The sequence below is a fragment of the Micromonospora sp. BRA006-A genome, from assembly GCF_033433935.1.
Classification (GTDB): domain Bacteria; phylum Actinomycetota; class Actinomycetes; order Mycobacteriales; family Micromonosporaceae; genus Micromonospora; species Micromonospora aurantiaca.
On sequence record NZ_JANCLW010000001.1, the window covers coordinates 509,804 to 534,388 of the forward strand.

The window sequence follows — 24,585 nt, forward strand, 5'->3', positions numbered from 1 at the left end:
ACCTTGGTCCATCAAGGTGTACGCCGTACACCTAGGAGGGAGTGGCGACATGAAGGCGATCGTCCAGGACCGGTACGGCCCCCCGGAGACACTCGTGCTCGCCGACGTCGAGACGCCCGCGTCCGGCCCCGGCGACGTCCTCGTCCGGGTCGAGGCCGCCGCGCTGAACGCGTACGACTGGCACGTCATGCGCGGCGACCCTCGGCTGTCGCGGCTGGCGCTCGGCCTCACGCGGCCCCGCGCCCGCATCCGTGGCCGGGACTTCGCCGGCCGGGTCGAGGCCGTCGGCGCCCAGGTGCGGCACGTACGTCCCGGAGACGCCGTCTTCGGCGACCTCGGTGCGGCCGACGGCGCGTTCGCCGAGTACGTCTGCGTGCCCGAGCACCTGGTCGCGCCGCGCCCGGCGAACCTGACCCCGGCACAGGCGGCGGCCCTGCCGCTGGCAGGTGTCACCGCGCTCCAGGGGCTGCGGGACGCCGGGCAGGTCCGGCCCGGCCACCACGTCCTGATCAACGGGGCCTCCGGCGGCGTCGGCACGCTCGCCGTCCAGTTGGCCAAGGCGCTCGGCGCGACGGTGACCGGCGTGTGCCGCACCCGCAACGTCGACCTGGTCCGCTCCCTGGGCGCCGACCACGTGGTCGACTACACCCGCGAGGACTTCACCCGCGACGGCCGCCGCCACGACGTGGTGTTCGACCTGGTCGGCAACCGTTCTCTGACCGCGTTGCGGCGGGCGCTCACGCCGGACGGGACGCTCGTGCTCTCCGGTGGCGGCGTCTACCGGGGCGGCAGCCTGCTCGGCCCGATCGGGCTGCTGGCGCGGGGACGGCTGCTCGCGCCGGTCATCAGCCAGCGCGTCGTCGTCCTCGCCACCTCACCCGGCCGGGCGCACCTCGACGTGCTGCGCGAGCACGCCGAGGCGGGCCGGCTCACCCCCGTCGTCGACCGGACCCATCCGCTGCGCGACGTGCCCGAGGCCGTCCGCTACCTCGAAACCGAGCACGCACGCGCCAAGGTCGTCATCACGGTCTGACGCCGCCGTCCCCAGCCCGCCGACTTCTCCACAGGGTTATCCACAGGTGGACGGGATCAGTGGAGGGCGGCCGCCGCAGCGGTGAGCGCGGTGAACGCCTCGCGCATCCGCCACGCGCTCCGGTCACGCGGGCCGATCGGGTTGGAGACCGTACGCAGCTCGGCGAAGGGCACACCGGCCTGGGCGGCGGCTACTGCCACGCCGTACCCCTCCATCGCCTCGGCCACCGCGTCCGGGTGCCGTTCGGCCAGCGCCGCCGTGCTGGCGGCGGTGCCGGTCACCGTGCTGACGGTGAGCACAGTGCCGACGGTGGCCCCCGGCAGCGCGGCGCGCAGACGGGCCAGCAGGCCCGGATCGGCGGGCACGATCCGGCCGCCGCCCAGCAGCTCGGGAGGCATGCCCAGGTCCTCGACCGGGATGAACCCGGCCGGTGACTCGGCGCCGAGGTCGGCGGCGACGCTGCGATCGGCGAGCACCGTGCCGCCCACCGCGACCCGGCCGACGAACCCTCCGGCGATGCCGGCGCTGACCACCGCCCGGTACGGCCGCCCGGCCGCCTCGGCCAGCGCCAGCAGCCGTGCCGTGGCGGCACCGGCGACGGCCGGGCCGACCCCGACCGGCAGCACCGTCACGTCCGGCGGTGCAGTCACGTCCGACGGCATCGTCCCGTCCGGTGCTGCCGGTGCGGTGAGGCCGGCACGGATCGCCTCGGCCTCGGCCGGCACGGCCGTGACCACGAGCAGACCGGTCACGCCACCGGCCCCCGGGGATCGCGTCGCTCGGTGTCCTCGACGCCGCCCGGCCCGCCCACCGAGGAGGACGGCCGGTAGATGTGGAAGCCGGGCGGGGCCAGCCCGTCGTCGTCCGGCGGCGGGCCGGAGCGCTGGGGCGCCGGTGACGTGGGCGCCGGGTCGTCGAACGAGGTGGCGGCCGGTTCCTCGCCGCGGGTCGCCTGCTCCGCCGCCAGTTCCTCGTCGCCGAGCGGCCGGCCGGCCAGGTGCTCGCCGCGCAGCTTGCCGGCGACGAGCACGCCGCGTACGGCCACCAGCGCGGCCACCGCGGCGGCGACCGTCACGCCGATCAGGCCGGTGAACGGCACCAGCCCGAGCCCGCCGCCGGCCACGAACGCGAGCATCAGCGCAGTCTCCGAGTGCGCGAACGAGCTGGCGCGCAGCCGCTCCGGGATGCGTTCCTGGATCGAGGCGTCCACCGCCAGCTTGGCGATCCCGCTCATCATCGCGGCGACCAGGCAGAGCAGCGCCACCATCGGCAGCGAGAACTTCAGCGCGGCGAGCACCGCCACACCGGCGACCACTATCGTGCCGCTGGACTGGAGCGCTGTCGGCCGGTGGATGCGCAGACGGGTGCCGAGCGCGGTGGCCAGGAACGTGCCGACCGCCAGCGCGCCGCCGACCAGGCCCAGCGCGCCCTGGGCGCCGAGGTCGCGGCCGAAGAAGTCGGTGGTCAGGTCACCGGCCTTGATCGCGAAGGCCAGGAACAGCAGCAGGAAGCCGTACAGCCCGCGTAGCGCCGCCGCGCCGATCAGCGTGGCGATCACCAGCCGGCCGCTGGGACGACCCCGGCCCAGCGGGCGCTCGCCGTCGCGGCGGCGCATCGCCCGCAGCGGGTGCGGCATCCGCTCCGGCGGCTCGGAGTCGGCCTTCGGCGGCAGCCGGAGCGAGATCACCATGCCGATCAGGAAGATCACCGAGGCGACCCGCAGCGGCCACTGCGGCCCGAACCAGAACGCGGCCAGCCCGATCGGCGCGACGAGCGCACCGGCGACCGTGCCGTAGACGCTCGCGCGCGCCCCGACCTGGGACAGCCCGAGCCCTTCGGGGAGCAGCCGGGGGACCGCCGCCGAGCGGGCCACCCCGTACGCCCGGGAGAGCGCGAGCACCCCGAACGCCGCCGGATAGAGCCCGAAGCCGCCCATGTAGTCGGAGATCAACCAGGCCAGGAACGCCCGGCCGAGCATGGTCGTGGCCAGCGCGTACCGCCGGCCGTGGCGGAAGTGGTCGAGCAGCGGGCCGACCACCGGGGCGAGCATGGCGAACGGGACCATGGTGACCAGCAGGTAGAGGGCCACCTTGTTGCGTGCCTCGCCCAGCGGCACGTCGAAGAAGATCGTCCCGGCCAGGCCGATCGCGATGAGCGTGTCACCGGCGCAGGAGAGCGCGTGCAGGTCGAACAGGCGGACCATGCCCACCTCGTTGCCGGCGCTGCGGGCCCGGGCGGTGCCGGCCCGCCGGGTCATCCAGCGCCCGCCGTGCATCGAGCCCCGCAGCAGCAGCCGGGTGGCGCGGATGCCGGTGCCGACGGTCCGCCCGAGGAAGGAGCGGCCGGAGCGGGAGGACAGCGCCATGCGTCCCATCCTCGCCCATCCGCTCCACGTGCGCCGCATCACCCGGAGAGAATGACTCCGGGGAGTGCCTGTCGCCCGTGGACGGGCATGGGGAACAATGGTCAGGTGACCAGGCCCGCCTCCGCCCGCGCTCCCCGGCTCGACCAGGTCTGCGCCGCCGCCGTCGAGGTGGCCCGCGACGCGATCACCGAGGTGGAGCCCACCGACATCGGCGATCATCTCCAGGTGGTCGCCGAGGGCGATCGGGTCGTCACCCACTACTTCGAATGCCGGATGGCCGGTTACCGCGGCTGGCGCTGGGCCGTCACGGTGACCCGGGTGCCGCGCAGCCGGCACGTCACCGTCTGCGAGACGGTGCTGCTGCCCGGCCCGGATGCGCTGCTCGCACCGGGCTGGCTGCCGTGGCAGGAGCGGCTCAAGCCGGGCGACCTGGGCCCCGGTGACCTGCTGCCCACCCCCGCCGACGACGAGCGGCTCGCCCCCGGTTACCTGCTCTCCGACGACCCGGCGGTCGAGGAGACCGCCTGGGAGCTTGGTCTGGGCCGGCCCCGGGTGCTGTCCCGGGAGGGCCGCGCCGAGGCCGCCCAGCGCTGGTACGACGGCGACCACGGCCCGGACGCCGCGATCTCGGTCGCCGCGCCGGCCGCCGCCCGCTGCGGCACCTGCGGTTTCTACCTGCCGCTCGCCGGTTCGCTGCGCCTGGCCTTCGGCGCCTGTGGCAACTTCTTCGCCCCTGACGACGGCCGGGTGGTGAGCGCCGACCACGGGTGCGGTGCGCACTCGGAGACGCTGGTCGAGGCGGCCGAGACGCCCGTCGACGAGCTGCCGACCGTCTACGACGACAGCGCGGTCGAGGCCATGACCGTCAGCCGGGCCCCGGGCTCGGTGGAATCGGCCGAGCCGGCGGAGCCGTACGGCCATCCCTGACGGGTCAGCGCTGCCGCTGCGCGGCGGCAGCGCGTCGGCGACGCCGGTTGGCGTCGTGCCGCATCATCACCGCCAGGCCGGGAAAGCCCCACAGAAAACCGGCCAGGCAGGTCCAGAGCCAGTTCTGACGCCCGGACTCGGTGAGCCAGTCCCGGAAGAAGATCAGTAGCACCAGGCCGGCCACCGCCCAGGCGATCAGCCCGGCGACGGCGAACGGCACCATCGGCGGGTCGAGCGGCTCCGGCCGCGGCTGCTGCTGTGACACCGGCCCAGCCTACGTGATCGTTCTTCCCTGCCTGCCAGGTGATCTGGGACGATGCGCGCGACAAAACCCGGCCGATGACCAGATGAGGAACCATGTCCATTGCCCCGCCGCCGGATCACGGCACTCCGCCCGATCCCGCGCATCCACGTAACGCCTTCGACCGCTACTTCCTGATCTCGGCACGCGGGTCCACGCTGAGCCGGGAGCTGCGAGGCGGCTTCGCCACGTTCTTCACGATGGCGTACATCGTGGTGTTGAACCCGCTGATCCTGGGCAGCGGGAAGGACGGCGACGGCCGTTCGCTTGCGATTCCGGCGCTCGCCGCGGCGACCGCGCTGGTCGCCGGCCTGATGACCATCCTGATGGGCGTGGTGGCCCGGTTCCCGATCGCGCTGGCGGCCGGCCTGGGCGTGAACGCGCTCGTCGCGTACGAGATCGCGCCGCAGATGACCTGGGCGGACGCGATGGGCCTGGTGGTCATCGAGGGTGTGCTGATCGGCATCCTGGTGCTCACCGGCCTGCGTACCGCGGTGTTCCGCTCGGTGCCGACGCAGCTCAAGACCGCGATCGGTGTCGGCATCGGTCTGTTCCTGACCATCATCGGCCTGGTCGACGCCGGTTTCGTCAGGCGCGTGCCGGACGCCGCGAACTCCACGGTGCCGGTCGGGCTGGGCATCAACGGCAAGATCGTCAGCTGGCCGATGCTCGTCTTCGTGGTCGGCCTGCTGATCACGCTGGTCCTGGTGGTTCGCCGGGTGCGCGGCGCGATCCTGATCGGCATCCTGGCCTCGACCGTGCTGGCCATCGTCGTCGAGGCGATCGCCAACGTCGGCCCGTCCTTCGTCGACGGCACGCCGAACCCGAAGGGCTGGGCGCTGAACGTGCCCGAGCTGCCCAAACAGATCGTGGACCTGCCCGACCTGTCGTTGCTGGGTCAGTTCAACGTGCTGAACTCGTGGAGCCGGGTCGGCTGGCTGGTGCCGTTGATGTTCATCTTCACGCTGCTCATCACGGACTTCTTCGACACCATGGGCACGATGGTCGCGATCGGCCAGGAAGGGGACATGCTCGACGAGACGGGCACCCCGCCGAAGGCCAAGGAGATCCTGCTCGTCGACTCGATCGCCGCCGCCGCGGGTGGTGCCGCCTCGGTGTCCAGCAACACGTCGTACATCGAGAGCGCCGCAGGCGTCGCGGAGGGTGCCCGGACCGGCGTGGCCAACCTGGTCACCGGTGCGTTGTTCCTGCTCGCCATGTTCCTGGCGCCGCTGTCGCTGATCGTGCCGTTCGAGGCCGCGTCGACGGCGCTGGTGGTGGTCGGCTTCCTGATGATGACGGCGGTCCGCACGATCGACTGGACCGACTACGAGATCGCCATCCCGGCGTTCCTCACCATCGCGCTGATGCCGTTCACCTATTCGATCTCCAACGGCATCGGGGCCGGCGTGATCAGCTTCGTGCTGCTCAAGGTGGCGAAGGGTAAGGCCCGGGAGGTCCACCCGCTCCTGTACGGCGTCGCCGTGCTGTTCATCGTGTACTTCCTGCGCGGGCCGGTCGAGTCCGTGTTGCTCTGACGCTGGTGAGCCTGGTCATAACGCATGTCGTTAGCCAGGCTCATTAGTTAGGCTAACTAGTGTGACGGAGCGGACGGTGACGGCGAAACGCGTGCCACCGGCGCAGCTGGCTCCTCAGCTGCGAGATGCGATCACCCGGCTCAACCGGCGGGTCCGACAAGCCCGGCCGGTCGGCGACCTCACGGTCACCCAGCTGTCGGCGCTCACCAGCCTCAACCTGGCGGGCGCCCTCACGCCACGGGAACTCGCTGATGTCGAACGGGTGCAGCCGCCCACGATGACGAAGATCGTCGCGAAGTTGGAGGAGCGCGGCCTCGTGCAGCGCACCCCCCATCCGACCGACGGACGGCAGGTCATCCTGGCGGCGACCGAAGGGGGACGGGCCGTACTCGACCAGTTCGAGCGGGCCCGCAACGAGTGGCTGGCCACCCGGCTGGCCGCGCTGACCGAGGACGAACGCGAGACGCTACGGCGAGCAGCGGACATCCTCCAGGGCATCGCTCGCGCCTGACACCGCCGCCCGCGGTTCGCTTCGTCAGCTGTGGATGAAGCGTACCGACGCAAGGAGGCGCACCTAGAGTGCAGGCCAAGCTGAGCACGATGTTCCAGTCCCTACGAGTCCGCAACTATCGACTCTTCGCCACCGGACAGCTGATCAAACTGATCGGCGTCTGGATGATGTTCATCGCCCAGGACTGGCTCGTCCTCGAGCTCAGCGACAACTCCGCGACCGCGCTCGGCGTGGTCACCGCGTTGCAGTTCACCCCCGTACTCCTGCTCACGCTGCTGTCCGGCCGGCTCGCCGACCGCTACGACAAGCGGATGCTGCTCTTCGTCGCCAACGCGTTCTGGACCGTGCTCGCGCTGGCCATGAGCATCCTGGTCCTCACCGGCCTGGTGCAGCTCTGGCACGTCTTCACGTTCGCCGCCCTGCTCGGCGTCTCCAACGCGGTCGAGACGCCGGTCCGCCAGGCGTTCGTCTCCGAGCTGGTCGGCATGCCGCTGCTGCCGAACGCGCTCTCGCTCAACGCAGCAGTGTTCAACTCCGCCCGGATCGTCGGCCCGGCCGTCGCCGGCCTGGCCATCGCCGTCGTCGACGTCGGCCCGGTCTTCCTGGTCACCGCGCTCAGCTCGATCGCCCCGCTCGTCAACGTGGTCCGGATGCGTACCGACGAGCTGCACCGCAAGGACCTGCCGCCGGTCGGTGAGCGGGACCAGGCCCGGGTGGTCGACGGCCTCCGGTACGTGGCACGCCGCCCCGACATCCTGCTGCCGATGGTCCTCATGTCGGTGATCGGGATGAGCCTGTTCAACTTCCAGCTCACCCTCGCCGCGCTGGCGAAGACCGTGTTCAACACCGGCGCCGCCTCGTTCGGCCTGTTCAGCACCGCGCTCGCGGTCGGTGCGCTGGTCGGGGCGCTGGCCGGCACCGGACGGCGCAGCCGGCCCTCGGTCTGGCTCGTGCTCGGTGCCGCGATCGGCTGCGCGGTCTTCGGCACGCTCGTCGGACTCGCCCCGGCGTACTGGCTGGTCGTGACGCTGCTGCTGCCCGCCGGGTTCTTCATGATCTACTTCGCCCAGGCCGCCAACCAGCGGGTGCAGCTCGGTGTCGACGCCTCCTTCCGGGGACGGGTGATGGCGCTGTGGGTGCTGGTGTTCCTGGGCACCAACCCGGTCGGCGCGCCGCTGATCGGCTGGGTCGCCGAGACGTACGGCGCCGGCGCGAGCATCTGGGCCGGCGGCCTGATCTCGCTGACCGCCGCGTTGCTGGCGCTCACCTGGCAGCTGCGCCGCTCCGGTGCCCGCCTGCGGATGCGGGTGCTGCCGATGCCCCGCTTCTACGTGGTGTCGCCCGGGGCGAAGTAGCCCCGATAGCCGGTCGTACCGGTCCGATTACCCAAACGGGTGGCGGGCCGGTGCGGCAGGGCTTAGCGTCGATGTGTGGAAGTGGGGCAGGGACTGCTGCTGGCGCTGGCGATCCTCGCCGTCTGCTGCCTGCCCGCCCTGTTCGCGCTGCTGTTCTGCGCTGACGAGATCATCGACCGGGTCGCGTGCGGGTGGGCCGAGTGGCGGGAGCAGCGCCGGGAACGCCGTACCATCGCGCGGCTCGACCGGGCCATCGAGGCCGAGGCGCTGACCCGCGACATCGACCTCACCGAGTTCGACAAGGACGGCCGCCGCCCGCTGGAACAACTCGCCACCGACCTGCGCCGTCTCGGCGGCCACCGGCTCGCCGCCGCGGACCGCAGCGTGGTGTGGCACGGCGCGGTCATCGAGGCGTACGACGAACGGCTGCGCGCCGCCTGCCACGCGCTCGGCATCGCCGAACACCTGGCCGAGCTCGACGGCGTCGACCGGGAGATCGAACGGGTACGCGTCGAAGGGCTGCTGCACGCCGCCGGGCTGACCCTGCCGGCCGCCCGCGCCGCGCACCACCAGCGGCACCGCTGACCGGGTGCGTCTCTTCGCGGCGATCTACCCGCCTGCCGCGGCCGTCGCCGACCTGACCGCCCGCACGAAGAGCCTGCGGGTCGCGGCCGCCCGCCACGCCCGCCTCGCCGACCCGGCGAACCTGCACCTCACGCTGGCCTTCCTCGGTGAGGTACCGGCCGACCGGCTGGCCGACGTGAAGCATGCGCTCGCCTCGGCCGCCCGGACGGCCCGCTCCCCACTGCTGTGCCTGGCTGGTGGCGGCTGCTTCGGTGCGGGCCGGTCCACAGTGCTCTGGGTCGACGTGCGCGGCGAGGTCGAGGTGCTCGACGCGCTCGCCCGGTCGATCCGTGGCGAGCTGAGTGAGGCCGGGCTGCCCTGCGACGACAAGCCGTTCCGGGCGCATCTGACCATCGCCCGCCCCGGCGACCGGGTGCCCGAGGCCGACGTCCGCTCGGACGTGCACACGCTGCACGACTATGCCGGGCCGCAGTGGGTGGCCGGCGAGTTGCTCCTGATCCGCAGCCACCTGGGCCCTACGCCGCGCTACACCCCCGTCGCCGCGTGGGCGCTTGCAGCGGGGCGTTGATGCGGGCAGGGCGTTGATGCGGGCGGGGCGTTGATGCGGGCGGGGCGTTAAGAAGGGGCCCCTCCTCTACCGGAGGCGTTAAGAAGGGGCCCTTCCTTACACCTACCAGGCCCAGGCTTCGGGGCCGGGGCCGCCGTTGCCGACCGGCGGGAACAGCTCGTCGAGGCGGGTCAGCGTCGACTCGTCCAGCTGGACGTCGAGAGCGCCGAGGTTGCGGTCGAGCTGGTCCATGGTGCGCGGGCCGACGATCGGGGCGGTCACGCCCGGCCGGGACAGCAGCCACGCCAGCGCCACATCCGCCGGGTCGTGGCCGAGGTCGGCGCAGAGCTTCTCGTACGCCTCGATGGTGTTCCGGTGCTCGGCCAGCGCGTCGGCCGAGCGGCCGGTGGTGCCGCGCGCCGCGCTGCCCTCGGCCATCTTGCGGATGATGCCGGACAGCAGCCCGCCGTGCAGCGGCGACCAGGGGATGATGCCGAGCCCGTAGTGCTGGGCGGCCGGCACGACCTCCAGTTCGACGTACCGGGTCAGCAGGTTGTAGATGCACTGCTCGGAAACGAGGCCGAGGAAGTTGCGCTTGCCGGCCGCGGCCTGCGCCTGCGCGATGTGCCAGCCGGCGAAGTTCGACGAGCCGACGTAGATCACCTTGCCCTGGGCGACGAGCGTTTCCATCGCCTGCCAGATCTCCTCCCACGGCGTGGTCCGGGAGATGTGGTGCATCTGGTAGAGGTCGATCGTGTCGGTCTGGAGCCGGCGCAGCGAGTCCTCGCAGGCCCGGATGATGTGCCGGGCGCTCAGGCCCTGCTCGTTGGGCCACTCGCCCATCTTGCCGTACACCTTGGTGGCGAGGACGACCTTGTCGCGGCGCCCGCCGCCCTGCGCGAACCAGCGGCCGACGATCTGCTCGGTGACGCCCTCACCGAGCTTCCAGCCGTAGACGTTCGCGGTGTCGAAGAAGTTGATCCCGTGTTCGAGCGCCCGGTCCATGATGGCGAAACTGTCCGGCTCGTCGGTCTGCGGACCGAAGTTCATCGTGCCGAGGCAGAGTCGGCTCACGGACAGACCGGTGCGTCCCAGGTTCGTGTACTCCATGACTCCACCCTGGCACGCCGGCACTTGGAGTGCCCTCTCGACGAGCCAGGGTGGAGCGGTGGATCAGGAGGATTCGCGGGCCGCCGGGCCGGTGCCGAACAGCACGTCGTCCCAGCTCGGCAGCCGCTTGCGCGGCTTGCCACCGGCCTCGGTGGACTCGGCGGCCGCGCCGCCGGTCGCCGCCGCGGGGCCGGTGCGGCGGGGCCGCAGCACGGCCAGCGAGGGTACGGCGGGGATCTCCTTCGGCGCGTCCGAGTCGTCGTCGAAGGCCGAACCCTGCCCACCACCGAGCAGCGCCGCGGCACCACCGGCGACGGCCCGCTGACGGGGCGCCTCCTGCCCGGCCAGCGCGGCCGGGGAGCGGGTGTCGAGACCACGCCCGGACGTGCCGCCGAGCGGACGGTCCAGCGAGGCGAGCAGCGCGTCCCGGCCGGCGCGGATCGGGTCACGCCCCGGACGGGTGTGCTCGGAGGCGGCCGGCAGGCCGTGCCCACCCCGGCTCGGCTCGCCACGCGACGGACCGGGCAGGGCGTGACCGCCCCGCTCCGGCGCCGGCTCCTGGCCGAGGATCGGCGTGGGCCGCTCGGCGCACAGGTATTGCGCCATGTCGTCGTGCGGGGCGACGTTCTGCCGGGTCTTGTCCAGATCCCACACCGCCTGCGCGGTGGCCTTGCCGGACGGCCAGGTCGCGATGATCCGCCAGGTGCCGTCGTCGCGGCGGTAGGCGTCCCACGAGATCTTCTCGGTGTCGATGCCGTGCTGGGCCAGCCGTCCGTTGACGACCTCGGCCAGCGGGGTCGGCTTCTCCGCGCCCTTGAGCCGGGTGCGGCGGGCGTGCTGGGCGAGCATGGCCCGCTCCTGAAGCACCGGACCGGCGTAGCGCAGCACCCGGTCGACTGGCACGCCGGCGATGCGGGCGACGTCCTCCGCGGACTCGCCGGACCGGATCCGGGCCTGAATGTCCCGTGGGGACAGCGACGGCGTCGGGTCGGTGGCGCTCGGCACCACCGCGAGCGGCGGGGCGCCCGGCTCGGCGTGCAGCGCCGACGCGATCCGCTCGTCGATGGGCAGCGCCAGCAGGCGCCCCACCTCGTCGGCGAGCACCAGGGCCTGGCCGTCCTCGGAGAGGGCGACGAAGCGTACTGGGCGCATGGGCTTGCCTCCGTCCCGCTTCGCTGGCCGTCACGCCACGGGAGCCGGCCACCCGGGCGTCTCGCACCACCGTACGCTCATCTACCCGCCGATGGGGACTGCGACACCCCGGCATGTCGTGACTGAGCTGCGGTAACGATCACGGTGGGTGGCCGCCGGAGCCCCGACGGCCACGCACCGTGACGACGTGATCAGAGTCGCTCTACCACGTAGTCGATGGACGCGGTGAGCGCCTCGACGTCGGCCGGCTCGACGGCCGGGAACAGTGCCACCCGCAGCTGGTTGCGGCCCAGCTTGCGGTACGGCTCGGTGTCGACGATGCCGTTGGCGCGCAGCGCCTTGGCGATCGCCGTGGCGTCCACCTCGTCGGCGAAGTCGATGGTGGCGACCACGTTGGACCGCAGCGCCGGGTCCGACACGAACGGCGTGGCGAACGACGAGCGCTCGGCCCAGCCGTACACGATGCCGGCGCTCTCGGCGGTGCGCTTGGCCGCCCAGGCCAGCCCGCCCTGGGAGTTCATCCAGTCGGTCTGCTCCGCGGCCAGGAAGATGGTCGCCAGCGCCGGGGTGTTGTACGTCTGCTCCAGCCGCGAGTTGTCGATCGCGGTGACCAGGTCGAGGAAGGCCGGGATGTAGCGGCCGGACTCCTTGACCTCGGTGGCCCGGGCCAGCGCGGCCGGCGACATCAGGGCCAGCCAGAGCCCGCCGTCGGAGCCGAAGCACTTCTGCGGCGCGAAGTAGTAGACGTCGGTCTGGGCGACGTCCACGTCCAGGCCGCCCGCGCCGGAGGTGGCGTCGACGAGCAGCAGCGAGCCCTCGTCGGCGCCCGCGACCCGGCTGATCGGCACCGCGACACCGGTGGAGGTCTCGTTGTGCGGGGTGGCGTAGACGTCCACGCCGGCCTCGGCCACCAGCGTCGGGGCGCTGCCCGCGTCGGACTTGCGGACCGTCGGCTCACCGAGGAACGGCGCGTCGGCGACCGACTTGGCGAACTTGGCGCCGAACTCGCCGAAGCTGGCGAACTGCGCCCGGTCGCGGATCAGGCCGAACGTGGCGACCTCCCAGAACGCGGTGGTGCCGCCGTTGCCGAGCACCACCTCGTACCCCTCGGGCAGGGAGAAGAACTCGGCCAGGCCGCGACGCAGCCGCGCCACCTGGTCGCGGACCGTCTTCTGCCGGTGCGACGTGCCCAGGTAGCTGGTGGCGACGTCGGCGAGGGCGGAGACCGCGGCCGGACGGACCTTGGACGGGCCGCAGCCGAATCGTCCGTCGGCGGGCCTGATCTCGTCGGGAATCCGGATGGTCGGTGCGTCAGCCACGGTTGTCTTGATCCTTCCGCGTGGGCGGGACGGGCCCTTGGTGCGGGCGCGGACCGATGGCCGGGCGTGCGCCGGGCGCACGAGGCGGCCGGGGTCCGAACCCGGCCGGCAGCGCTGCCGGCCTTCATCCTCCCACCCGGGCGGGCCGGACCGGCGGCTGGTCCCACTGTCGGCGCTGAGTCGTGCGCCACAGCGGCGCAGCACCTCGTGCGCACGGAGGCGGGCGTTAAGAAGGGGCCCCGCATCTACCGGAGGCGTTAAGCGGGGCCCCTTCCTTACACCTCAGACGCCGTGCGGGATGGCGTCCCAGCCCTCGACCTGCTGCGGCTTGCGCGGGCCGTGGCCGACGTACGTGGCCGACGGCCGGACCAGCCGCTGCAGCTTCTTCTGCTCCAGGATGTGCGCCGACCAGCCGCCCATCCGGGCGCAGGTGAACATCGAGGTGAACATGTGCGCCGGCACCTCGGCGAAGTCCAGCACCACCGCCGACCAGAACTCGACGTTCGTGGCGAGGACGCGGTCCGGGCGGCGGGCCTGCAGCTCGGCCAGCGCGGCCTTCTCCAGCGCCTCGGCGACCTCGAAGCGGGGCGCGCCCAGTTCCTTGGCGGTACGCCGCAGCACGCGGGCGCGCGGGTCCTCGGCCCGGTAGACCCGGTGGCCGAAGCCCATCAGCCGCTCGCCCCGGTCGAGGACGCCCTTGACGTACCCGTCGGCGTCACCGCTGCGCTCGACCGCCTCCAGCATGCTGAGCACGCGGGACGGGGCGCCGCCGTGCAGCGGGCCGGAGAGCGCGCCGATGCCGGAGGAGATGCAGGCCGCGGCGTCCGCGCCGGTGGAGGCGACGATCCGGGCGGTGAAGGTGGAGGCGTTCAGGCCGTGCTCGGCGGCCGAGATGAAGTACGCGTCGACGGCCTTGACGTGCCGCGGGTCGGGCTCGCCCCGCCAGCGCTTCATGAACCGCTCGACGATGGTCTCCGCCTTGTCGATCTCCTTCTGCGGCACGGCCGGCAGGCCCAGGCCGCGCGCCGACTGGGCGACGAAGGACAGCGCGGTGACCGACACCCGGGCCAGGTCCTCGCGGGCCTGCTCGTCGGAGATGTCGAGAAGCTGGTTGAGCCCCCAGTACGGCGCCAGCATGGCGACGGCGGACTGCACGTCGACGCGGATGTCACCGGAGTGCACCGGCACCGGGAACGGCTCGGCCGGCGGCAGGCCCGGGCCGAACCGGCCGTCCACCAGCAGCGCCCAGACGTTGCCGAACGAGACCTGGCCGATCAGGTCCTCGATGTCCACGCCCCGGTAGCGCAGTGAACCCCCCGCGCGGTCGGGTTCGGCGATCTCGGTCTCGAAGGCTACGACGCCCTCCAGGCCCGGTTTGAAATCGGACATGTCGTCTCCTGGCTTCGGCTCGGCGCGCCCGGGCGGGCTGATCGAGCCCCGCAGCTCAGGCGACCCTTCAGGGATGTGGTTCGGAACATCTTGCCCGCTGGGTAACAAGCTGCGCGACCCACAGCCACTGTGCGCCACGCGACATCCCCGCCGCTGGACGTCGGTGAGAGAGGGAGAAGACTGGGTACCGGGGCCTGGCCAGCGTCGGGGGACGCCGGTACGCCCGGGAGAGGGACTACCACAGTGACAGGCGACACACCCGCCCCGGCCGGTATGCGTAACGAGTACGCCGCCGACCTGGGCCTGACCGAGACGGATCTGGCGCCGGACTGGCACACCCAGTTCGCCCGCTGGTTCGCCGACGCGGTGGCCCATCCGCTGCCGGAGCCGAACGCGATGGTGCTCGGCACCGCCGACGACCGGGGCCGGCCCAGCGGGCGCACCGTGCTGCTCAAGGGGTACGACCCGGAGGGCTTCGTCTTCTACACCAACCACGGGTCGCGCAAGGGCACCGAGGTGACCGGGAACCCGTGGGCCAGCCTGGTGTTCCCGTGGTTCCCGATGCAGCGGCAGGTGACGGTGACCGGCCGGGTCGAGCAGGTGGACCGGGCCGAGACCGAGGCGTACTTCGCCGGCCGGCCGCGCGGGTCGCAGCTCGGGGCGTGGGCCAGCGCCCAGTCGGCAGTGGTGCCGGACCGGGCCGCGCTCGACGAGGCGTACCGGGCCGCGGCCGAGCGGTTCGCCGACGTGGACCCGATCCCCGCGCCGCCGCACTGGGGCGGGTTCCGGGTCCGCCCGGAGACCGTCGAGTTCTGGCAGGGCCGGGCCAGCCGGCTGCACGACCGGCTGCGCTTCCGGCGTACCGGGGACGGGGTCTTCGTCGTCGAGCGGCTCGCGCCGTGACCGACGTCACGCAGGCCCGGCGGCGGGGTGCGCGCCGCTGGGCGATCGACCTGCGCCCGCTGCGCGTGCCCGCGTACCGGCGGGTCTGGACCGGCAACGCGATCGCCATGTTCGGCTTCCAGTTCACCGCCGTGGCGGTGCCGGTGGAGATGTTCGACCTGACCGGCGGCTCGCTCTGGGTCGGTCTGCTCGGCATCGCGGGCTTCGTACCGTTGTTGCTCTTCGGGTTGTGGGGCGGCGCGGTCGCCGACGCCCGGGACCGCCGCCGGGTGCTGCTCGTCGGCGGCTGCGTGCTCTGGGCCTCGACGCTCGGGCTGCTGGTGCAGTCGCTGGCCGGCGTGCGCAGCCCGCTGCTGCTCCTGCTGCTCGTCGCCCTCCAGTCGACCGCCTTCGCGATCACCTCGCCGGCCCGCAGCGCGATCCTGCCCCGGCTCGTGCCGGCCGAGCTGGTCCCGGCGGCCACCACGCTGAACTTCACCACGTTCACCGCCGCCGCCGTCTTCGGCCCGCTCGCCGCCGGCCTGATCTTCGCCGCCTGGCAGGTCGAGGTGGCGCTGCCCATCGCGTACGCGGCGGACGCGCTGCTGTACACGGCGGCGCTCTGGGCCACGCTGCGGCTGCCCGCGATGCCGCCCACGCCGGACCCGGACGGCGGCGTCCGCAAGGCCGGCTTCGCCAGCATCGTCGACGGCTTCCGCTACCTGGCCACCACGCGGGTGCTGCTGCTCTCCTTCGCCATCGACCTGATCGCGATGATCCTGGCGATGCCGCGGGCGCTGTTCCCGGAGCTGGCGCAGGAACGCTTCGGCGGCGCGTCGGCGGTGGGCTGGCTCTACAGTTCCATCGCCATCGGCGCGATGCTGGGCGGCCTGACCTCCGGATGGATCGGCCGGGTCCGCCGCCAGGGCCTCGCGCTCACCGTGGCGGTGGTCGGCTGGGGCGTGGCGATCGCGCTCGCCGGGCTGGCCGGCCAGTTGTGGGTGGCGGTGGTGCTGCTGGGCGTCGCCGGCGCCGCCGACCTGGTCAGCGCCACGCTGCGCCAGTCGATGCTGCTGGTCTACGCGCCGGACCGGATGCGGGGCCGCCTCCAGGGCGTGAACACGGTCGTGGTGGCCGGCGGCCCGCGCCTGGGCGACCTGCGCGCCGGTGCGACGGCCGCCGCCTTCGGCACCGGCTTCGCCATGGTCGGTGGCGGTCTGGCCGCCGCCGTACTCGCGGTGCTGCTGGTGGTGGCGTTCCCGGCGTTGCTGCGCTATCGCTCGACCACCCCCGCCGAGGAGCGCCACTGACGGTAGGGTCGCCGACATGGGTATCGACGCGCAGCCACCGTCCGGTGCACAGTGGACAATCGCGGCCGACGGCCACGAGGCCGTCGTGGTCGAGGTGGGCGGCGGGCTGCGGGCCTACCGCTACGACGGCGTGGACCACCTCGACGGGTACGCCGAGGACGAGGTCTGCCCCGGGTCGGCCGGGCAGGTGCTGGCGCCCTGGCCGAACCGCATCCGGGACGGCGTCTACACGGTCGGGGAGCGGTCGTTTCAGCTCGACCTCACCGAGCCGGAGCGGCACAACGCCCTGCACGGCCTGGTGAACTGGGTGCGGTGGCAGCCGATCGAGCAGTCCGCCGACAGCGTGACCATCGGCTACGACCTGCCGCCGAGCCCCGGCTACCCGTGGGCGCTGCGGCTACGGGCCCGGTGGAGCGTCGGCCCGGACGGCCTGCGGGCCGAGCACGAGGCGACGAACCTCGCCGACGAGCCCGCGCCGTTCGGCTTCTCCGTCCACCCCTACCTCCAGCTGCCCAAGGTCGGCGTGGACGAGCTGCGGCTGCGTCTGCCGGCCCGGCGGCGGGTGCTGGTGGACAGCCGCCTGCTGCCGGTCGCCGCCGCCGAGGTGGCCGGCTCCGAGTTCGACTTCACCAGCCCGCGCCCGATCGGCGACCTGGTGCTCGACACCGCGTTCGGTGACGTCGAGCGGGACGCCGACGGCGGCTCGGCGGTGGTGCTCAGCGCGCCGGACGGCTCGTCCGGGCTGCGGATCTGGGCGGACCGCGAGTTCGGCTGGTGGCAGGTGTTCACCGGCGACACCCTCGGCGGGGAACGGCACCGCCGGTCCGTGGCGGTGGAGCCGATGACCTGCCCGCCCGACGCGTTCCGCTCCGGCAAGGATCTGATCATGCTCGAGCCGGGGCAGACCTGGCGGGGCGCCTGGGGCGTCCGCCCGGAGGTCTGAGCGTGGAGTTCGCCGAGGTCGTCCGGCGCCGCCGGATGGTGCGCAACTACGACCCCGACCGGCCGGTGCCGCCGGAGGTCGTGGACCGGCTGCTCGACCACGCCGTCCGGGCCCCGTCGGCCGGGTTCTCGCAGGGCTGGGGCTTCCTGGTGCTGGAGGAACCCGAGGACCGGGAACGGTTCTGGGCTGCCACCACGCCCGGTGGCGGCGGCCGGGAACGCTGGCTGGCCGGGATGCGCCGGGCGCCGCTGATCGTGGTGCCGCACGCCAACCGCGACGCCTACCTGGACCGCTACGCCGAGGCGGACAAGGGCTGGGCGGACCGCGACGAGGACCGCTGGCCGGTGCCCTACTGGTACGTGGACACCGGCTTCGCGGCGCTGCTGATGCTGCTCACCGCCGTCGACGAAGGGCTGGGCGCCTGCTTCTTCGGCATCCCGCCGCAGCGCATCGGGGCGTACCGGGACGCGTTCGGGGTACCGCCGGAACTGCACCCGATCGGTGCGATCACAGTAGGTTACCGAGCTGTCGACCACCGGTCACCGTCGCTGCGCCGAGGGCGTCGTCCGGTGCAGGATGTGGTGCGGCGGGGACGGTGGACCTGAGCGGTTAGGCTGACATCCACATTGTCAGCGTGGCCTGGGGAGGAGAGCACGCCGTGATCTTCAGGGCGGTCCGGGACGGGCGTCCCTACCCGGAGCACAACCTCACGCTGAAGCAGTGGGCCGAGATTCCGCCGCGCCCGCTGCGGCTTGACCAGCTCATCACCACCAAGCGCGAACTCGCGCTGGACAAGCTGCTCGCGGAGGACTCCACCTTCTACGGCGACCTCTTCCCGCACGTCGTCCAGTGGAACGGCGGCCTCTACCTGGAGGACGGCCTGCACCGGGCGCTGCGCGCGGCGCTCCAGCAGCGCAACCAGATCCACGCACGGGTGCTCGTGCTCGGTGACCAGGGCGAGTGACGCCTCCCTGAGTCTTGGTTAAGGTGACGCCATGACTCCTCTCGACCTGCTCGACATCGATGCGTCGCTCAGCGACGAGGAGCGGCAGATCCGCGCCGTCGTGCGCCGGCTCGTGACCGATCGGGTACGCCCGCACGTCGCCGGCTGGTACGAGGACGGCCAGGTGCCGGCCCGGGAACTGGCCCGCGAGTTCGGCAAGCTCGGCCTGCTCGGCATGCACCTGACCGGGTACGGCTGCGCCGGCTCCTCGGCCGTCGCGTACGGGCTGGCCTGCCTGGAACTGGAGGCCGGCGACTCCGGCGTCCGCTCGCTGGTGTCGGTCCAGGGATCGCTGGCCATGTACGCCATCTGGCGCTACGGCAGCGAGGAGCAGAAGCAGCGCTGGCTGCCCGCCATGGCGGCCGGTGAGGCGATCGGCTGTTTCGGGCTCACCGAACCCGACCACGGCTCCGACCCCGCCTCGATGGCGACCCGGGCCCGTCGCGACGGCGACGACTGGATCCTCAACGGCAGCAAACTGTGGATCACCAACGCGCCGATCGCCGACGTGGGCGTGATCTGGGCGCGTACCGACGACGGGGTGCGCGGCTTCGCCGTACCCATGGACACGCCGGGGGTGACGGCGCGCGAGATCCGGCACAAGATGTCGCTGCGCGCGTCAGTGACCGGCGAGATCGCGCTCGACGACGTCCGGCTGCCGGCCGACGCGCGACTGCCCGAGGCGATCGGGCTCAAAGCGCCGCTGGGGTGCCTGACCGAGGCCCGGCACGGCATCGTCTGGGGCGCGCTCGGCGCGGCCCGCGACTGCCTGGAGACCGCCCTGGAGTACGCGACCACGCGCACCCAGTTCGGCCGTCCGCTCGCCGGGTTCCAGCTCACCCAGGCCAAGCTCGCCGACATGGCGGTGGAGTGGAACAAGGGCATGCTGCTCGCGCTGCACCTGGGCCGCCTCGCCGACGCGGGCACGCTGCGGCCCGACCAGGTGAGCGTGGGCAAGCTGAACAACGTCCGCGAGGCGCTCGCCATCGCCCGGCAGTGCCGCACGATCCTCGGCGCCAACGGCGTCTCGGGGGAGTACCCGGTGATGCGGCACGCCAACAACCTGGAGAGCGTACTCACCTACGAGGGCACCTCCGAGATCCACCAGCTCGTCATCGGCCAGCGGCTGACGGGCGTGTCCGCATTCGCCTGACCTGCGGTTTCACCCGATCGAGGCGCTCGGCGAGCGACTGTCGCACGGTGGCCGTACCGTCATTGTCAGTCGATGTGTCGGCTGAGGACATGAGTCGGACGAGGACGGTGAGGGCGATGGCCCGCGACGGTGACATCAACGAGCCCACCCGGGAGTTCCCGGACTACCCCACCAGCGAGTCCCTTCGCGACCGGGCGGAGGGCTCGCCCGATCCGGACCCCGGTCCGGGCGCTCCGGCGTCGGGCGGAGGTGCGGTGCGCGGCCTGCTCTGGGTGCTCGGCGCGGCGGCGCTGGCGGTCGTGGTGCTGCTCGGCGTGCAGGCCACCGGTCTGCTGCCCGACTTCCGCAACCCGTTCGCCAAGGAGCAGACCGACCGCAGCCAGCCGCCGCTGCTCAAGTCGATCCGTGACCTGAGCCGCTACGTCGCCGCCGAGGGCAACTTCCAGGTCGTGGTCGACGTGCAGAACGACCGGCGCAACGTGCCCGACTTCCTGCTCAACGAGCGCACGCTGTTCGTCGGGGCGGGCCGGGTCGAGGCGTACGTCGACTTCGCGAAGATCGCCGACGGCGCGGTGGTGGTCTCCGAGGACGGCAAGTCCGCCGAGATCAAGCTGCCCGCGCCGCAGCTCGGCGAGACCGACCTGGACATGGACAAGAGCTACGTCTTCGCCCAGCAGCGGGGCCTGATCAACCGGCTCAACGACCTGGTCGCCGGCGACCCCAACCGGCAGCAGCAGATCTACAAGCTCGCCGAGGACCGGATCACCGCGGCGGCCCGGGACAGTGGGCTCGCCGCCCGAGCCGAGGAGAACACCCGCAAGATGCTCGAAGGGCTGCTGCGCTCCCTCGGATACGAGAAGGTGACTGTCACCTACACGGCACCCTGAACAGACGTGCCACCCATCCCAGGTCGAGGCACTCAGCGCTGTCGGCGGCTCTCCATGGCTTGCAGCAGCAACGCGCCGCCGGTGCAGACGGCGCTCAACAACAGCAGCAAGACCAAGCTGACACCTTGCCAGTAGGTGATCTTCCCCCCAGAGATGATGTTTCCCGCGATGCCGAATCCGATGGCGGCGAGTGTGCTCAGCGCCAGGATCGCCAGGTCGACGAGTCGCCGGCGCTTGTTGGTCGGTCCGATCGCAGGTAGGGGCGTCCCCTCCGCATCGGTGTTGGACGGGCCGGAGGTGCCCTGCTGGTTGAGGGCGTCGCGGGCGATGATGTGGAAGGTGCGCAGCGTCTCGTGCGGGTTCCGCGCACCAATCGACTGCTTCTCGCGGGCGCTGAACAGTGGTGGCGTCACCGTGTAGGAGTCCTGGAACTTACCCCGGTAACCCACTGGCTCGCCGCGCATCTCGGAGAGGATCAGTTGTGCCACCGAGGTGAAAGGGTAGATCGTCAAGGGTACGCGAGAGATGTTGACTAGCTGTAGCGGAAAGGCCCACTTTATGCCGGGCGGTGACTTGGGCGCGAGGCAGTTGACGAGCAAGCCCAGTCGGGCAAAGCTGCTTCGTGTCACCACCAGACCGAGGAGGTCCGCAGGAAGGCAGATCGCCTCCAGCGACTGCGTGAGCAGCACTTCGTTGGGAGGTAGGACATAGCCGACGGCGGGAATCTCGATGATGTCGTAGAGACTTTCGAGATCGTCAAAGACGTAGTCGATGCTTTCGACGTCCTGTCGAAGGACTAGGCCCGCCGGCGCTAGACGTAGGTCCACCGCGTCTTCCGTCACCTGGTTGTCCACGCTGAAGGGTTCGTCCGGGTCGAGAGATTGGATCTTCAGGTCGCCGACTGAGATGCGCCTTCGGATCTCGATACCGGTCAGGAAACCCAATGCCTTCTCCTCGAACCCGGATGACGCGAGGTTGCCAATCTGAGAAACCTACCACGAATTTGGACGCAACTATCGGCCCTGCTGCCCACGTCCGCTGACAAATTTCTGGCTGCAGCGCGGGAACCGGTGGGCTATGGAGACCCGGCATCGGGGGATTTGTTTCCGTCGCGCCTTTCGCCCGCCAGTCACCAGCGGTACAGTTCACCAATCCTCGCGAAGGTGGTGACGGCCATGCGATCGGCGTCCCTCATGCAGTTCTCGCCAGCGGGCGGCTGCGGCTGCAAAATAGGCCCCGGCCAGCTTTCCCAAGTCCTGTCGACGTTCCTGGCGACTGCGCCGATCGGTTCACGGCAGGAAGAGTCGTCCGCTGATCCGCTTATCGTCGGACTCGCCGAACGAGACGATGCCGCCGTCTATGCGATCTCGGAAGACCTTGCCATCATCTTGACAGTTGATTTCTTCACCCCCATTGATGACGACGCGCGGCGGTGGGGTGCGGTGACAGCCGCGAATGCCCTGTCGGATGTGTATGCCATGGGCGGGACGCCGGTGCTGGCGGCGAACCTCGTGGAGTGGCCCGACGAGACACTGCCGGCGGAGCTGTTGACCGAGGTCCTGCGAGGTGCCGACAGCATTGTCCGGAATGCGGGGGCCCGCATGGTGGGCGGGCACACTCTGCGCGGCGCGGTGCCGAAGTTCGGCATGGCCGTGGTGGGCTTTGTCCGTCCGGACGAGGTGCTCCGGATCAGCGCGGCGGCTCCTGGCGACCGGCTGATTCTGACCAAGCCGTTGGGCACCGGGGTGATATCGACCGCCCTGAAGAACGGCCTCGCTCCCGACTTTGCGAGAGCCGCCAGCTTCAGCTCGATGGTTGACCTGAACGACCGGGCCAGTCGGGTCGCCGTCCAACTCGGAATTCGGGCCGCCACCGATGTGACGGGATTCGGTCTCCTCGGGCATTTGCACGAGGTCTGCGAAGCGTCCCGTGTCTCGGCGGTTCTGACGGTCTCCGATCTTCCCGTTCTCCCAGGTCTGGACGAGTTGGTGAAGCTGGGAATGGTGCCGGGAGGTGCACTGCGCAATTGGGAGCACTACAGCGGTGCCGTACGGGGGCGCGTCCTTACTGACGAGGAACGGGCCGTGATCAGTGACCCGCAGACGTCCGGCGGCCTGCTGCTGGCTGCCGCCGAGGACCGCGTCGGCATGGTACTTTCCGCACTGACAGAGCAGGGCGTGGCTGGACAGGTGATCGGTTCACTGACGCACGGGTCGGATGCCACCATTGAACTGCGATGAACGACCCGAACGGCGTGGCCAGGATGAACGTTGCAAGCGTGCGAGACCCGGGTGAATCGCAGGGTGATCGGCCGATGGACGACTTGGTCCAATTCGCCCAGAAGGCGATCATTATTCACGACGGCAATCTGCTCATGGTCCGCAAGTCAGACGATCACCCTTACCACCCGGGATGTTGGGAGATTCCGGGAGGAAGGCTGCGGTCGGACGAATGCTTGGACGAGGGTCTGCGCCGAGAGGTGCATGAGGAGGTCGCGCTCGATGTCGCGCCTGCTCGGCCCCTGGCCATGTGGATGTGGCGACCGATCGGGGTAGACACGATCATCGTGGTCGTCCGCCAGTGTGCCATCGTCGGCGAGCCCGTCGCCTACCTGACGGCGAACGCGGTGCGTGAGCACATCTCCGATGTTCAATGGGTTCCGCTGGGCGAGGTTGATGGCTACCAGATCAACCGCACGGCGAAGCGCCCGATCCTCGACGCATTGGCACGCGTGACGGCCGGTTAAGGCGTGTTCTGCCGATCATGTAATGAGCCATTTTCATCCTGCGTGGCGGTCGGCTTCGACGCGGTGCAGGACGAGGATGGCCTGCACGATCGCGGTCGCTCGGCGTGGGCAGCAGCGCAGCTTGACCAGGATTTTCCAGGTCTTGAGGGTGGCGATCGCGCGCTCATCGTCTTCACCAAAGGCACCACCAACGACATCTACGTCGCACTCTCCACCGGCACCACATTCGCCCCCAGCACCAAATGGCACGACTACTTCGGCCTCACCAGCGAAACCACACTCTGAGCCCGACGGCGAGCGACGCCGGCCCGGATCGGGACCGGCGTCGCTCGCCGTTTACCTGCCGCTCCACCACGTTGCGCGAGCTGGAGGCAGGCCTGACCGACGGGCTGGCCTTCGCTGCCGCGCGTACGTTGCTGGTCGTGGCGGTTGTCGCGGTGCGGCTGCGGCAGCGGCGTCACCTGCGCCTGGCCACCTGACCGGCGGGGACGTGGGCGGAACCCGGGGAGACGATCGCGGTCAGGCCGGCGGTGGACAGCGTCGCCCCGCCCAGGTCGAGACGCCCACCGGTCGGGTCCCGCGATTCCGGGACCAGTATCCGGCCGGCGAGCAGGCAGATCACCACGATCGGGACGTTCACCAGGAAGATCGCACCCCAGGGCAGGTGAGCCAGGACGAGTCCGCCGATCGGCGGCCCGGCGGCGAAGCCCAGCGCACTGGTCGCCGCCCAGATGCCGATCGCCGGGGACCAGCAACAACATCTTCCCGCTCGTCCCCGGCGTGGACGGCGTGGTACGCGACGAGAAGGGCAACGTCCGCTGCGTGGTCCTGCACGATACGCCCCTTGGAACCTTCGCCGAACGCACCCTGATCGACCCTCGCGCAGCGTGGTTCTACCCGACGGCGTGGACCCGGTGCGGATCGCCACCGCCATGAACCCGGGCGATGTCATCCTGGATCGCGCTGACGCGCCGCATCAACTTCACCGCGGGCCAGCGCGTCCTTGTCCTCGGCGCCGTCGGCAACGCAGGTCGGATGGCGATCCAGATCGCGAAGTACCGTGCTCGCTCGTCGAGCTCTTCGACGTCTGCATCGCCGGCCTCATGCCCACGACCGAGGAGCCGGTCGCTGGCGGACGTGGCCTCGCACCTGCGCTCACGTATTGCTGCTCAGCCTCAGCCACGGCGCTCACTGTCGATCACGTGCCCTCGCCCAGCCACCGCGCACGAGAAAGGAGCCGGATGGGTTGCGGGCCGACAGCCACGCCGAGGCCGGTCCGGCGCGTCGGATTTCCCACAGCGGGTGCCCGGACCGGATCCGCGGCGAGCGCGGGCCGTTATGGTGGGGACGCCGTGGTGTTCGGGAAGCCGGTGTGATGCCGGCGCGGCCCTCGCCACTGTGATCGGGAGACCGTCGGCCCTCGTCGTTTCGCGAGGTCACTGGGCAGAGATGCCTGGGAAGGCCGGCCGGCGGTTGCTTGTCCCGTCAGCCAGGAGACCGGCCACGGCACGTTCGTCCCCGTCCACGAG

At 71.5% G+C, this 24,585-nt stretch carries 25 protein-coding genes, 2 pseudogenes and 1 riboswitch; of the genes and pseudogenes, 17 read left to right on the forward strand and 10 right to left on the reverse strand.

From position 1 onward, the window contains the following. Positions 1–49: 49 nt before the first annotated feature. Positions 50–1,033: an NAD(P)-dependent alcohol dehydrogenase gene (locus tag NMK34_RS02570; RefSeq protein WP_318332057.1), complete on the forward strand. Its 984-nt coding sequence runs from the start codon at positions 50–52 to the stop codon at positions 1,031–1,033. A gap of 56 nt (positions 1,034–1,089) precedes the next feature. Here NMK34_RS02570 and NMK34_RS02575 read toward each other — a convergent pair whose 3' ends face one another. Together NMK34_RS02575 and NMK34_RS02580 are read right to left on the reverse strand one after the other, a co-directional pair. Next, positions 1,090–1,785: a futalosine hydrolase gene (locus NMK34_RS02575; protein ID WP_318332058.1), complete on the reverse strand. Its 696-nt coding sequence runs from the start codon at positions 1,783–1,785 to the stop codon at positions 1,090–1,092. Further along, positions 1,782–3,398 (reverse strand): MFS transporter, encoded by a 1,617-nt coding sequence (locus tag NMK34_RS02580; protein WP_318332059.1) that lies wholly within the window; start codon positions 3,396–3,398, stop codon positions 1,782–1,784. Before NMK34_RS02580 ends, NMK34_RS02575 begins: the two co-directional genes overlap by 4 nt. A gap of 87 nt (positions 3,399–3,485) precedes the next feature. Between NMK34_RS02580 and NMK34_RS02585 the strand changes: the two genes are divergently transcribed. Then, positions 3,486–4,325 carry a DUF3027 domain-containing protein gene (locus tag NMK34_RS02585; protein WP_318332060.1) on the forward strand — a complete coding sequence of 280 codons (840 nt, stop codon included), beginning with the start codon at positions 3,486–3,488 and terminating at the stop codon, positions 4,323–4,325. A 4-nt stretch (positions 4,326–4,329) separates the two neighbouring features. Here the strand turns inward: NMK34_RS02585 and NMK34_RS02590 are convergent, their stop codons facing one another. Beyond that, positions 4,330–4,548 carry a DUF2530 domain-containing protein gene (locus NMK34_RS02590; protein ID WP_228531417.1) on the reverse strand — a complete coding sequence of 73 codons (219 nt, stop codon included), beginning with the start codon at positions 4,546–4,548 and terminating at the stop codon, positions 4,330–4,332. Between the two features lie 134 nt (positions 4,549–4,682). Here NMK34_RS02590 and NMK34_RS02595 point away from each other — a divergent pair, with 134 nt between their 5' ends. The 5 genes from NMK34_RS02595 (at position 4,683) to thpR (ending at position 9,183) form a co-directional block, all read left to right on the forward strand. Further along, positions 4,683–6,164: an NCS2 family permease gene (locus NMK34_RS02595; RefSeq protein ID WP_318332061.1), complete on the forward strand. Its 1,482-nt coding sequence runs from the start codon at positions 4,683–4,685 to the stop codon at positions 6,162–6,164. 61 nt (positions 6,165–6,225) lie between these two features. After that, positions 6,226–6,675, forward strand: coding sequence for a MarR family winged helix-turn-helix transcriptional regulator (locus tag NMK34_RS02600; RefSeq protein WP_030274920.1), 450 nt, complete (start codon positions 6,226–6,228; stop codon positions 6,673–6,675). Between the two features lie 68 nt (positions 6,676–6,743). Further along, positions 6,744–8,030 (forward strand): MFS transporter, encoded by a 1,287-nt coding sequence (locus tag NMK34_RS02605; protein WP_318332062.1) that lies wholly within the window; start codon positions 6,744–6,746, stop codon positions 8,028–8,030. Between the two features lie 75 nt (positions 8,031–8,105). Continuing rightward, positions 8,106–8,615: a hypothetical protein gene (locus tag NMK34_RS02610; protein WP_013283716.1), complete on the forward strand. Its 510-nt coding sequence runs from the start codon at positions 8,106–8,108 to the stop codon at positions 8,613–8,615. A gap of 4 nt (positions 8,616–8,619) precedes the next feature. Continuing rightward, positions 8,620–9,183, forward strand: coding sequence for an RNA 2',3'-cyclic phosphodiesterase (gene thpR, locus NMK34_RS02615; protein WP_318332063.1), 564 nt, complete (start codon positions 8,620–8,622; stop codon positions 9,181–9,183). Positions 9,184–9,285: 102 nt separating this feature from the next. Here the strand turns inward: thpR and NMK34_RS02620 are convergent, their stop codons facing one another. The 4 genes from NMK34_RS02620 to NMK34_RS02635 all read right to left on the reverse strand — a co-directional run bounded on the left by NMK34_RS02620 (position 9,286) and on the right by NMK34_RS02635 (position 14,132). Next, on the reverse strand, positions 9,286–10,272 hold the full coding sequence (locus tag NMK34_RS02620) for an aldo/keto reductase (protein WP_318332064.1): 987 nt from the start codon (positions 10,270–10,272) through the stop codon (positions 9,286–9,288). A gap of 63 nt (positions 10,273–10,335) precedes the next feature. Continuing rightward, positions 10,336–11,424 carry a septation protein SepH gene (sepH, locus tag NMK34_RS02625; RefSeq protein WP_318332065.1) on the reverse strand — a complete coding sequence of 363 codons (1,089 nt, stop codon included), beginning with the start codon at positions 11,422–11,424 and terminating at the stop codon, positions 10,336–10,338. A 191-nt stretch (positions 11,425–11,615) separates the two neighbouring features. Beyond that, the gene (gene serC / locus NMK34_RS02630) at positions 11,616–12,743 is read right to left on the reverse strand and encodes a phosphoserine transaminase (RefSeq protein ID WP_318332066.1); all 1,128 of its coding nucleotides are present in this window, start codon (positions 12,741–12,743) and stop codon (positions 11,616–11,618) included. Positions 12,744–13,025: 282 nt separating this feature from the next. Further along, complete coding sequence (locus NMK34_RS02635) at positions 13,026–14,132, reverse strand: citrate synthase 2 (RefSeq protein WP_013283721.1); 1,107 nt, start codon at positions 14,130–14,132, stop codon at positions 13,026–13,028. A gap of 273 nt (positions 14,133–14,405) precedes the next feature. Here NMK34_RS02635 and pdxH point away from each other — a divergent pair, with 273 nt between their 5' ends. The 7 genes from pdxH to NMK34_RS02670 all read left to right on the forward strand — a co-directional run bounded on the left by pdxH (position 14,406) and on the right by NMK34_RS02670 (position 20,310). Next, a complete protein-coding gene (gene pdxH / locus NMK34_RS02640) occupies positions 14,406–15,035 on the forward strand; it encodes a pyridoxamine 5'-phosphate oxidase (RefSeq protein WP_209310504.1) in 630 nt (209 codons plus the stop codon). Continuing rightward, positions 15,032–16,324, forward strand: coding sequence for an MFS transporter (locus NMK34_RS02645; protein ID WP_318332067.1), 1,293 nt, complete (start codon positions 15,032–15,034; stop codon positions 16,322–16,324). Before pdxH ends, NMK34_RS02645 begins: the two co-directional genes overlap by 4 nt. Positions 16,325–16,340: 16 nt before the next feature. Then, a complete protein-coding gene (locus tag NMK34_RS02650; RefSeq protein ID WP_318332068.1) occupies positions 16,341–17,267 on the forward strand; it encodes an aldose 1-epimerase family protein in 927 nt (308 codons plus the stop codon). 2 nt (positions 17,268–17,269) lie between these two features. After that, positions 17,270–17,872, forward strand: a complete 603-nt coding sequence (locus NMK34_RS02655) for a nitroreductase family protein (RefSeq protein WP_262015400.1) — start codon at positions 17,270–17,272, stop codon at positions 17,870–17,872. 53 nt (positions 17,873–17,925) lie between these two features. Continuing rightward, positions 17,926–18,231 (forward strand): type II toxin-antitoxin system VapB family antitoxin, encoded by a 306-nt coding sequence (locus NMK34_RS02660; protein ID WP_013283726.1) that lies wholly within the window; start codon positions 17,926–17,928, stop codon positions 18,229–18,231. 31 nt (positions 18,232–18,262) lie between these two features. Beyond that, complete coding sequence (locus NMK34_RS02665; RefSeq protein ID WP_318332069.1) at positions 18,263–19,423, forward strand: acyl-CoA dehydrogenase family protein; 1,161 nt, start codon at positions 18,263–18,265, stop codon at positions 19,421–19,423. Between the two features lie 116 nt (positions 19,424–19,539). Continuing rightward, positions 19,540–20,310, forward strand: a complete 771-nt coding sequence (locus NMK34_RS02670; protein ID WP_318332070.1) for a DUF4230 domain-containing protein — start codon at positions 19,540–19,542, stop codon at positions 20,308–20,310. A 32-nt stretch (positions 20,311–20,342) separates the two neighbouring features. On the opposite strand, the gene NMK34_RS02675 is transcribed toward NMK34_RS02670, so the two are convergent. Beyond that, positions 20,343–21,254, reverse strand: coding sequence for a dCTP deaminase domain-containing protein (locus NMK34_RS02675; protein WP_318332071.1), 912 nt, complete (start codon positions 21,252–21,254; stop codon positions 20,343–20,345). A gap of 219 nt (positions 21,255–21,473) precedes the next feature. Here NMK34_RS02675 and selD point away from each other — a divergent pair, with 219 nt between their 5' ends. Beyond that, positions 21,474–22,550, forward strand: a complete 1,077-nt coding sequence (gene selD / locus NMK34_RS02680) for a selenide, water dikinase SelD (RefSeq protein ID WP_318332072.1) — start codon at positions 21,474–21,476, stop codon at positions 22,548–22,550. Continuing rightward, positions 22,547–23,056, forward strand: a complete 510-nt coding sequence (locus NMK34_RS02685) for an NUDIX domain-containing protein (RefSeq protein WP_318332073.1) — start codon at positions 22,547–22,549, stop codon at positions 23,054–23,056. Before selD ends, NMK34_RS02685 begins: the two co-directional genes overlap by 4 nt. 33 nt (positions 23,057–23,089) lie before the next feature. Here the strand turns inward: NMK34_RS02685 and NMK34_RS02690 are convergent. Next, positions 23,090–23,221, reverse strand: a pseudogene (locus NMK34_RS02690) (IS5/IS1182 family transposase); the annotation flags it as partial. 191 nt (positions 23,222–23,412) lie between these two features. Here NMK34_RS02690 and NMK34_RS02695 point away from each other — a divergent pair. Next, the gene (locus tag NMK34_RS02695; protein ID WP_255348685.1) at positions 23,413–23,535 is read left to right on the forward strand and encodes a hypothetical protein; all 123 of its coding nucleotides are present in this window, start codon (positions 23,413–23,415) and stop codon (positions 23,533–23,535) included. 29 nt (positions 23,536–23,564) lie between these two features. On the opposite strand, the pseudogene NMK34_RS02700 reads toward NMK34_RS02695, so the two are convergent. Continuing rightward, positions 23,565–23,804 (reverse strand): annotated as a pseudogene (locus NMK34_RS02700) (MFS transporter); the annotation flags it as partial. Positions 23,805–24,392: 588 nt separating this feature from the next. Continuing rightward, positions 24,393–24,577: riboswitch (cobalamin riboswitch) on the forward strand. Positions 24,578–24,585 lie beyond the last annotated feature (8 nt).